Origin of the sequence: Pseudotenacibaculum sp. MALMAid0570 (assembly GCF_040151415.1) — a bacterium.
Lineage (GTDB): Bacteria > Bacteroidota > Bacteroidia > Flavobacteriales > Flavobacteriaceae > Polaribacter.
Genome location: NZ_JBDKWF010000003.1, coordinates 1 through 296 on the forward strand (window position 1 = coordinate 1; position 296 = coordinate 296).

Consider the following 296-nt stretch of genomic DNA (forward strand, 5'->3'; position numbering starts at 1 on the left):
GCAGCCTCACCATCAATATCACCTCCCAGTTGTGTCCATGTTCCACCTGATTCTCCATAAACTCGTACATGACCAGCGTCAGTCCCATTTCCATCATTCAGATAAGCTCCTATGGCAATACGAGTACCATCTGCATTGAGGCTAATAGATTGACCAGATGAATCTCCTGAAGCCTCTCCACTAATATTACTTCCTACCTGTACCCAAGCACTACCATTGTATTGATAGATTCCAACAGCACCAGTACTACCCGCTATAGAGGGTGATCCAACAGCCACACGAGTTCCATCATCGCT

The 296-nt window shown here is 46.3% G+C and carries 1 pseudogene; it reads right to left on the bottom strand.

The features are described 5' to 3' along the window. Positions 1 to 296, bottom strand: a pseudogene (locus AAON49_RS00015) (T9SS type A sorting domain-containing protein); the annotation flags it as partial.